Raw genomic sequence first — 9345 nt, 5'->3', positions numbered from 1 at the left:
CTAACACAATCCGCCGGACTACACGCATGTCATGCTGGCCGGCCGGATTGTCGAGACGGGTGGCCCCGAGCTGGCGGAAAAACTCCATCGCGAAGGGTATGATCAGCTTCGCGAAAAATATCCAGAAATCGCCGCCGAAGAAGCCGCCATGGCGGGCAAAGAGGCCGTTTGAGCAGGCGCCGGGCTATCATCGAGACAGAAATCGAAGAAAGCTGCCAACTCTCCTGATGTGGAGGAAAATATTATGGCTAGCAAAGTGGACGTCATCGGCGAAATCAATAAATACGATTTCCGCGCCGAAGAGCGATATGTTTACCGTGCCCGGAAGGGGCTCGACCGCGACATTGTCGCGGAGATCTCCGCCATCAAGAACGAACCCCAGTGGATGCGCGAATTTCGCCTCAAAGCGCTGGAGATCTTCGAATCGAAGCCCATGCCAACCTGGGGCGGCCACATCGATGTGAACTTCCAGGATATCTACTACTACATCAAACCGACCGAGCGTCAGGGCCATTCCTGGGAGGAATTGCCGGAAGAAATCAAGAAGACGTTTGATCGGCTGGGTATTCCCGAGGCGGAGAAGAAATTCCTCGCAGGGGTCAAGGCCCAGTACGAAAGCGAAGTCGTGTACGGCTCTTTGCGGGAAGACCTCGCCAAGCGGGGCGTGATCTTCACCGACATGGATACGGCCGTCCGCGAGTATCCGGACCTGGTCCGCGAGTATTTCGGGACGGTCATCCCGCCCACGGACAACAAGTTTGCCGCGTTGAACTCGGCGGTGTGGTCCGGTGGGTCCTTCATCTATGTCCCGCCGGGAGTCCACGTCGAGTATCCGCTCCAGGCCTATTTCCGCATCAACGCAGCGCAGATGGGTCAGTTCGAGCGAACGCTCATCATTGTCGATGAAGGGGCTTCCTGCCATTATGTGGAAGGGTGCACCGCTCCCATGTACAGCTCGGAGAGTCTGCACGCCGCAGTGGTGGAAGTGATCGCCAAGCGGGGAGCACGCGTCCGATACACCACCATCCAGAACTGGGCCAACAACATCTACAACCTGGTGACCAAACGCGCCGTGGCCTACGGCGATGCCCTCGTGGAATGGGTGGATGGCAATCTGGGAAGCCGACTGACCATGAAATATCCGGCCGTGTACATGGTGGAGCCCGGTGCCCGGGCGGAAATCCTCTCGGTGGCGTTTGCCGGCAAGGGCCAGCACCAGGATGCCGGATCCAAGGTCATCCACGCAGCGCCGTACACGTCCAGCCGTATCGTTTCCAAATCGATTTCGAAAGCCGGTGGCCGTTCCAGCTATCGCGGACTTGTCAAGATCGAGCGGGGCGCCAAAAAGTCCAAGTCCAATGTCGTGTGCGACGCTTTGATCCTCGATCCGTACAGCCGAAGCGACACCTATCCGTATATCGAGCTGGAAGAACAGGACGTCATGATCGGCCACGAGGCGAGCGTCTCCAAGATCGGGGAAGAGCAACTCTTCTATCTGTGCAGCCGGGGTCTTACCGAATCGGAAGCCAGCACCATGATTGTGGCGGGCTTCATTGAACCGCTCGTAAAAGAGCTTCCCATGGAATACGCCGTGGAAATGAATCGCCTGATCGCGCTGCAAATGGAGGGAAGTGTGGGCTGAGCGACGGGCGAGCATTGTTGCAGTGAGCTGTCAGATTTCCCTTTGTGATTCCACGAGTGCTATGGTTCTTCCCGATTTAAAACAGGATTTGCATTTCACCGCAGAGGGTTTTCAGAACGTCATCCTGCCGCGCCCTCAGCCCGAGTGGTCCCGGGAGTTCCGGTCCCAGGCGTTCCAGACGTTTCAGGAGCTCCCCTGGCCCAATCGCAGCATGGAAGAATGGCGGAGGACAGAGCTGCGAATCTTCCGTCTGGAAAACTTCGTCTGCTGGGCCCCGGTTCCGGATCCTCTGCCCGAAATCCCGTCGGCGCTTGCTCCGCGTCTGGAAACCGCCGGACGGATTGTGACCCTCAACGGTCGCAAAATTTCCAGCAGTCTGGAAGACGACCTCGTTCGGAAGGGCTTGGTCGTTGAGTGTCTCGAGGATTCCCTCTCAGGGCCGCATGAGGAATTGATCCGCCAGCACCTGTGGACTCTGTTCGATTGGCGTGCGGACAAATTCTCCGCGCTCCATGCCGCTTTCTGGACCGGGGGAACCTTCATCTACGTCCCTCGCGGCCTGAAAGTGGAGAAGCCAATCCTTCACGTGGCGGCCCTGGCCTCCAACCAGGCCGACGTCGGCCACACGCTCATCGTCGTCGATGAAGAGGCCGAGGCCACCGTGGTTACCGAAACCACCAGCCTGGATCCCGCGGCAGACGGCCTTTTCTGCGGAGGAATTGAGATTTTCGTTCGGCCGGGGGCCAGATTGCGATACGTCAATTTTCAGAACTGGAACCAGAAAACCTTCCACTTTGCGAGGCAGAAGGCCGAGGTGGCGGAACGGGCGTTCATGGAGTGGACCCTCGGGGCGCTCGGCGGCCGGCTGGCCAAGGTCAACCAGGAGGTCGTGCTCAATGGCCCGGAGAGTGAAGCGATCGTCAACGGCGTGATGTTCGCCGAGGATCGGCAGCATCTGGCCTACCATACCCGTCAGGACCACCAAACGGCCCAGACCAAAAGCGACCTGCTGTACAAAGGAGCGCTCCAGGACCATGCCCACCTGGTATGGCGGGGGATGATTCGGGTGGAGCCGGGAGCCATTCGCTCGGACGGGTATCAGCGCAACGATAACCTCATGCTGAGCGACACTGCCCGGGTGGACTGCATTCCGGGACTGGAGATTCTGGCGGACGATGTCCGCTGTACCCACGGAGCCACCGCCGGACGCGTGGACGAGGAAGAAATCTTCTATGCACAAACCCGCGGGCTTACCCGGCGGGAAGCAACTCGCCTGGTCGTCACGGGATTTTTCCAGCAGGTGCTGGACCGTATCACAATCGATAGTGTGCGGGAGGCCCTGGGGGATATCATTCAGCAACGGGTGCGCGAATACCGGAGCCGCGATTGAAGCGGCTCCCACCTGCCGAGCACGCTCACACCGTCTTCCCCCAGGCGGATTTCTCGTTGGAGGCAGTCCTGCGGGGGACGAATGACCGTTGAGAAGGCGGACACAAGAGGGATAAGTAATAGCAGTTTTGACTCCGAAAGGACGCGTGAATGGGTGAGCTGGTCAAAGTGTGTCGTGTCTCCGATCTGCCCGATCCGGGCAAGGCGGTGTTCGACGTCAACGGTCGGATGATCGCCGTTTTCCACGTCTCGGGGACATTCTGGGCCATTGACGATGTGTGTACCCACGATGGTGGTCCGCTGGCCGAAGGTGAGCTCCGGGGCTACACCATCATCTGTCCGCGACACGGGGCCCAATTTGACATCCGCACGGGTCATGCGAAAACCATGCCGGCGGTCAAGGGCGTGACCGCCCACAAGGTTGTCGTGCAGGGAGAGGATGTGTATATCGAAGTGAACGAATCGGCCTGACTGGTGGAGGACCTGGCGTGGCAATCCGTGAAGAGACCGTCTGGGAAGCCCTCAAGCAGGTGCGCGATCCCGAGATTGGGATTGATCTGGTTAACCTCGGGCTCATCTACGAGGTGCTGGTCACCGAGGAAAACGGCAAATCGAACATCCACGTGAAGATGACGATGACCAGCCCCGCATGCCCCTCCGGGCCGCAAATGGTTCAGGATGTTAAGGACGTGCTCAGACAACTCGGGGAGGAGGTGGGCGAAGTGACCGTGGAGGTCGTCTTGAGCCCGCCCTGGACGCCCGACCGCATGTCCGAGGAAGCCCGCGAAGAGCTGGGATTCTATTGATGTTTCTTGAATGCTGCCGCGAGGCCTCACTCATGGGCGATTGGCAATCCTCGGAGTCCCCTTTTCCAACGAACTGATCTTAATCTCAAGTCCGCACCCGCAAAACGCCTGGAAGGTTTCTGTCGAAACGCGGTATCGTGGCACCGCAGCCTTGCGCTACTGGGCGAATCGCCTTCGCCAGGCTCTTCCCACGCCTTCTCTCAGCCTCCAGTAATTGACTCGTATCCTGTGACCCTGCCCGTACGTCTTTAGGAAATAGAGCACTTAATCCACGGATTTCCAGCCGATTCTAACAAATGGAATCGATTGTATGACTCGCGCCGTCTGCGTGGGTGCACCAAACACGTAATACAGGCCGGCGGCAACGTGTGCCTGTCAAAATAAGAAAAATGGTTCATTAGAACAAAATGTGGAATTTTGGTGCTCCTTGCACTATAGTGAATGTGGCGGTACGACCATGATTTCGACCAAGCAAGGTGAATTCCGCGAGTACAGGGATTCCACGGGTCAAAGGGGATTTGACGTGTCTGACGTCTTCCAAAAGTGCTATCGGTTCCTGGAGAATCCGTTCGCGGGAACGGAGGACAAAATGGACGACCGCGAACTGGCGGAGGCCGTTTACACGGCCATTTCTCCTCCCGCCAATTCTGGCCCCTGGATGGAAGTGGACGGGAGACGGATTCTCCAGTTTGGTTCCAACGACTATTTGGGTTTGGCGAGTCATCCGGCGGTGCGGCAACGGGCGGCAGAGGTGGCGGCCGAATACGGAATCGGATTGCCCATGGGGTCGCGCCTGCTCACGGGGACTGTGGCCCATCACCTGGAGCTGGAAGATAAACTCGCGCGATTCAAACAGACGCAGGCGGCCATCGTTTTTTCGGCCGGTGCGCTGGCCATGATGGGCACCCTGGCGGCCCTTTGCGGTCCTGAAGATGTCCTTTTCATCGATGAGTTTGCGCATGCCACCCTCAAGTTTGGGGCCAGGGCGTCCGCCGCCACCATCCGCGTTTTTCGGCACAACGACGCCAACCATCTGGAAACGTTACTCCAGCGAACCCAGACCCGGGGTGGTCGCGTTGTGGTGGTGGACGGCGTGTACAGCATGCAGGGGGACGTGGCGCCGCTTCCCGATCTCGTGGATCTTCGCCGCCGCTACGGTTTTCGCCTGCTGGTTGACGATGCCCACGGCAACGGCGTGTTTGGCCCGCAGGGTCGGGGAACACCCTTCCACTTCGGTGTGCAGGAGGAAGTGGACCTCCACCTGGGGACATTCAGCAAGGCATTCGGCACCATCGGTGGTTTCGTCGCCGGCCCGTACGAGGTGATCACCTATCTCCGGTACCATGCCCCGACCTACATCTTCACCAAGGCCCTACCGTTGGTGGTCACCGAGGCCACAAGCGTGGCCCTGGAACTTCTGGAAAAAGCCGACGACCGCCGAGCAAAACTGTGGCAAAACACGAGACACCTTCAAGAAAGGCTCCGCAACGCCGGCTTTCGACTGGGAGAGACCCAATCACCAATCACCCCGGTACTCGCTGAAGGCACAAGGGCCCTCTACTGGGCTTACCAACTCCGGGAGAAATTCGGCATCTGGGGAGCCCCAGCCACCTATCCCGCCGTGAAAATGGGGACTTCTCTCCTACGGCTGGTCCCCACGGCACTCCATGAGCCGCAAGACATCGATTATCTGGTCAATAGTCTCACGGCGATTGAATCGGCCCTCGCGCTGGGCAGCCTCATGCCGGTAATTTGACAGACTGATCCGGGAGGGGATCGCTTCGTTGATAGCGAGAGAAGGTCCCGGGGGTAAGAGCTACCACCCCGGGCGGTGCTCGCGCTCCTGGGCGTTCCCCATTTCCACCCCTGCCCAAACCCACTCCAGATGCTATGATTCCTGGGGGACTTTCCCTCGAGAATCGCCGCCGGAAACGTGCGAAAGGCAAACAATTGGTGAGCCCGTTCTCACCGGAATCGGCACGCGGGTTTTGGGAGCGATAAGAAAGACACCATGAAACTTCTGGAAGCAGTTCGGACAATCCTGGCATCATTGGTAAGCCTGGCCCTGCTCGCGGTGCTGGGTGGAGGTCTGTATTTTGGCTACACGCTCTATGAGCGTTCCCGTCACGCTCAGGAAGAGGTCCAGAAAAAGCTGGCAGAAAAGGAATCCGAGGTGGCCCGATTGACGGTCGAGTTACAGGCCAAGCAGGCGGATCTGGCACAGAAAGAAACACAGATCGCGCAACTCTCTTCCGACCTGCAATCCGCCCGCGAGGAACTACAGAAGAAAGAGAAAGAAATTCAGCGGCTCAATACGGCGATTCAGCTTCTCAAGGTGGACCGGCGGGTCGCGTTTCTGGACGTGCTTTCCCAGGAGAAGGATGAGACAGGGCAACTCGTGAAGACGACGGTGCGATTTGTGGAGGTGGACGACGACGGCCATCCCGTGGAGCCCCCGCGCACGTTCACCGTCCTCGGAGATAAAGTGTACGTGGATGCCCTGGTGGTCAAATTCGCCGACCACTTCGTGGAGCAGGGGGATCCGCTGCGGGCAGCCTCTCTCTGCCTGTTTCAGCGCATCTTTGGCAACTCCCAGGCCCCGGACAACGGGGTCCGCATCGACCGCGAAAACGATCAGCCGGCTGTCTATCGTACCGGTCAGGTGAAGTCCGATTTTGAGCGGGAATTGTGGGCACAATTCTGGGAGTTTGCCAAAAACGAAGCCAAGGCCCGCGAAGCCGGTATCCGCGCCGCCCATGGAGAGGCTGTGTACATCCAGGCCGCTCCGGGGACGCGGTATCGCCTATCGCTGCGAGCATCCGATGGGCTGTCGATTGTTCCCGAGGGCCCCGTCCCGGATCTGTCTGGTAAAACCCTGTGATTTTCCGCCGTCAGAACCCTTCGGCAATTTTTCCCAGCAGGAAAACGCGCAGAACTTGCCGAACGAGCGGCAACCTTCGCCGACCGCGGCCATGATTCCGGGATGAGAAATACTTCCGATGCTGGCCGGAAGCCGTCTCTTCCCGGCTGACTGCACCGCACAGGGAGTTGTCCAAATTGCTCAAATTATGGCTTTTGGTCTCACGCTTTTCCATATTCGCGCCTACTGGCTCGGTGGGGAGTCGTCGCGCAACCTTTGACGCGGGTTGCGGAAGTTGAGAGAGCTCTCGGCGCGGCTTTTGCAGAGTGGTCGCTTCCAGGAGTTGTGCGGCGGGGCTATCCGGCGATTATGCCAGCCCGTCCTGCTTTCCCAGCAGGTGCCGCAGGTGAAATCCTGCACGTGTGGTCGGGTGGCCGCCTGTCCTCCGGCTGGAGAGTGGACCAAATCAACCAAGCACAAGGAAGTGACACATCATGCAGATTCCAGGACTTCTCATTCGCGGCTTGCTGACCGGTGGATTGGGACCTTCATCGCGCACGGGACAAACAGAAGCTGCGCAAACGGGGCAGAGTCCCGAAAAAAATTCCACCAGCGCACTTCTTGCCGGCCTGCTGTCGGGAGACGAAGGGCGGCTTTCTCTCGTGCGCAGCATTCTCGAAAGTTACGATGTGACGCACATCACGCCCCGGCAGTTTTCAGAGATGCTGGAGAAAATGCGGGATGCGGGACTGGTCAGCGATGCCGAGTTCCATGAACTGGCCAAAATCCGCATGGACTTGAGTGAGGCGGGTGTGGAGCCCGACGAGGCCGTCGATCTGCTCAGCTTTTATCGGCAACGGCTGCGGCGACTGGAACTCTGGGGTGATGAGACCCCGGATGGAACGCTTCCAGAACTGCGAGCGGCCTGGGAGAAGCGGCTCCAGTGGCTGGAAAAAGTGGCCACCGCCCGACAGAATACGGCCACCGGTCTACCGGCTGCCTCGCCGGCAGTCAATTTGGACGAAATTGTTTAACCGGCCCGCTGGGTTATTCAAGAATGGACGGAAACGGCAGGCCGCTTCTCTGCGAAAGATCCGCTCGCGCTCCTTCCATAATGCCGACAATGACGGCGGTTTTGGCAGCAGACTCGCCCAAAATCTGGCTGATCCGGGCTTGTGCGATTCGAGGATTTGGCGATTCTCCCAGAACCGCCAGGCTTTGATGGATGGCCTTGGAACACTCATCAAAGAAGGCGGCCAGCGACTGCCCGGCGACCACTGCCGCACGATCGACGTTCTCTGTAGGGAGACTGATAACCATCGCAGCGCCCCCTGCCAGCGAATCCGCCCAAGCCCGAAGGACGAGAAGCTTTTGCAATGGTGACGCCATGGGATTGTTGATAATGGCGTCCACCTGCTTTACGTCAGCACGGGCCGCTTCCGCCGCCGCTTTGAGAGCAAGCCAATAAACGACCGTGGGGACCCACGGATTGGCCTCCGCTCCGCCATTTGTGGCGTCACCTTTTGCGATCGGGCCCTGGGCAGAAAGGTTGCTCACCCGGGCACTTTTCAAGCGAGAGGCGACCTCCACCGCGGAGACGGCGAAGTTAAGATTTTCCGATTCTCCCCGTTTGAGTGTGTTGACCCCAATCACACGACCGGCGGTATCCACCAGCGGTCCCCCGCTATTCCCCGGATTGACGGCGGCATCCGTCTGGATCCAGGGAATTTCGTCATACTTCTCGGAGAGAAACTCAATCTCACTCGTCCGGCGAATGGAGCTGACGATTCCCCTGGTGATCGTAGCTTCCAATCCCTGAGGAGCGCCGTAGGCGTACACCGTTTCGGTCAGTTTGGGAAAGTCCGGACGGAGGGAGAGCGTGGCCGGGGGTTTGGCGAGACCTTCCACGGCCAGGAAAGCCAGATCACATCGCGGAAAAATCGCTCCGCGCGCGATGGGATACATTTCGCCCGATCGCAACTTGACCACGATCTGCGATGCACCTTCCACGACATGGTAGTTGGTCACCACGATGGGCCAGGGATGCGACGATTCCACGAAAAACCCGCTTCCCAGCGAACCGTTCCCGCTGAAATCCTGGGCGATGATCACCACGCACGCGTTTTGCACCCTCTCCAACCAGGGTTGCGGGCCGATGGGCTCCTCATTTGCGCCGCCGGCTAGGGGAGCAGCCGACTGGGCGGCCGCCGGTTCGGAATGGGCCGCCGCCACATTTTGCGGCTGAGGCGGCGTCGATTCCCCCGGCGGTTGCGGTCGGGGCGGTTGTGAACGATTGTCATTGAGGGCGAAACGGTTACCGTCCTGCTGGGCTTGCAAAACCTGTGGAACCGGCTGCTGGTCATCCACCTGGGAAGATCCTGTCGCCGACGCGAGATTTCCTGAGCGCATCGCCAAAATCACGATTCCGCCCAGAAAACCGCCGACCACGATGACAAACAAGGCAATGCCCGCTATCCACCACCATGCTTGACGCTGCTTCCGGTGGGATACCTGGGGCGGCATAGGGGCGGCGTAAATCACCTGGGCCACGAGCGGCTGCTGAAGCGCGCTCGAACCCGGTGGGGAGGTGCGTGCCGTCACTGCAGCAGGGGGTGGCGGGGCAGATTGGACCGGGCGGGGAGGAAGAG

The 9345-nt window shown here is 59.3% G+C and carries 9 protein-coding genes; 8 read left to right on the top strand and 1 reads right to left on the bottom strand.

The window, feature by feature from the left end; all coding sequences use genetic code 11:
- Positions 1–31 precede the first annotated feature (31 nt).
- The 8 genes from H5U08_RS04945 (at position 32) to H5U08_RS04910 (ending at position 7731) form a co-directional block, all read left to right on the top strand.
- Positions 32–172, top strand: coding sequence for a hypothetical protein (locus H5U08_RS04945; protein ID WP_297030876.1), 141 nt, complete (start codon positions 32–34; stop codon positions 170–172).
- Positions 173–244: 72 nt separating this feature from the next.
- Positions 245–1642 (top strand): Fe-S cluster assembly protein SufB, encoded by a 1398-nt coding sequence (gene sufB / locus H5U08_RS04940; protein WP_297030873.1) that lies wholly within the window; start codon positions 245–247, stop codon positions 1640–1642.
- A 61-nt stretch (positions 1643–1703) separates the two neighbouring features.
- A complete protein-coding gene (gene sufD / locus H5U08_RS04935; protein ID WP_297030872.1) occupies positions 1704–3032 on the top strand; it encodes a Fe-S cluster assembly protein SufD in 1329 nt (442 codons plus the stop codon).
- A gap of 149 nt (positions 3033–3181) precedes the next feature.
- A complete protein-coding gene (locus H5U08_RS04930) occupies positions 3182–3502 on the top strand; it encodes a non-heme iron oxygenase ferredoxin subunit (RefSeq protein WP_297030869.1) in 321 nt (106 codons plus the stop codon).
- Positions 3503–3519: 17 nt separating this feature from the next.
- The gene (locus H5U08_RS04925; protein ID WP_297030866.1) at positions 3520–3837 is read left to right on the top strand and encodes a metal-sulfur cluster assembly factor; all 318 of its coding nucleotides are present in this window, start codon (positions 3520–3522) and stop codon (positions 3835–3837) included.
- A 457-nt stretch (positions 3838–4294) separates the two neighbouring features.
- Positions 4295–5593, top strand: a complete 1299-nt coding sequence (locus tag H5U08_RS04920) for a pyridoxal phosphate-dependent aminotransferase family protein (RefSeq protein WP_297030865.1) — start codon at positions 4295–4297, stop codon at positions 5591–5593.
- 255 nt (positions 5594–5848) lie between these two features.
- Entirely contained in the window at positions 5849–6718 is an 870-nt protein-coding gene (locus H5U08_RS04915; RefSeq protein WP_297030864.1) for a hypothetical protein, read from the top strand.
- Positions 6719–7191: 473 nt separating this feature from the next.
- Entirely contained in the window at positions 7192–7731 is a 540-nt protein-coding gene (locus H5U08_RS04910) for a hypothetical protein (protein ID WP_297030863.1), read from the top strand.
- A gap of 13 nt (positions 7732–7744) precedes the next feature.
- Here H5U08_RS04910 and H5U08_RS04905 read toward each other — a convergent pair.
- Positions 7745–9345: trypsin-like peptidase domain-containing protein (locus H5U08_RS04905; protein ID WP_297030861.1), on the bottom strand; the 1601-nt coding region annotated here is incomplete at its 5' end.

Origin of the sequence: Thermogutta sp. (assembly GCF_014359955.1) — a bacterium.
GTDB lineage: Bacteria > Planctomycetota > Planctomycetia > Pirellulales > Thermoguttaceae > Thermogutta.
The sequence above is the reverse complement of the archived record's forward strand: the minus strand, read 5'-3'. Positions and strand labels throughout refer to the sequence as shown.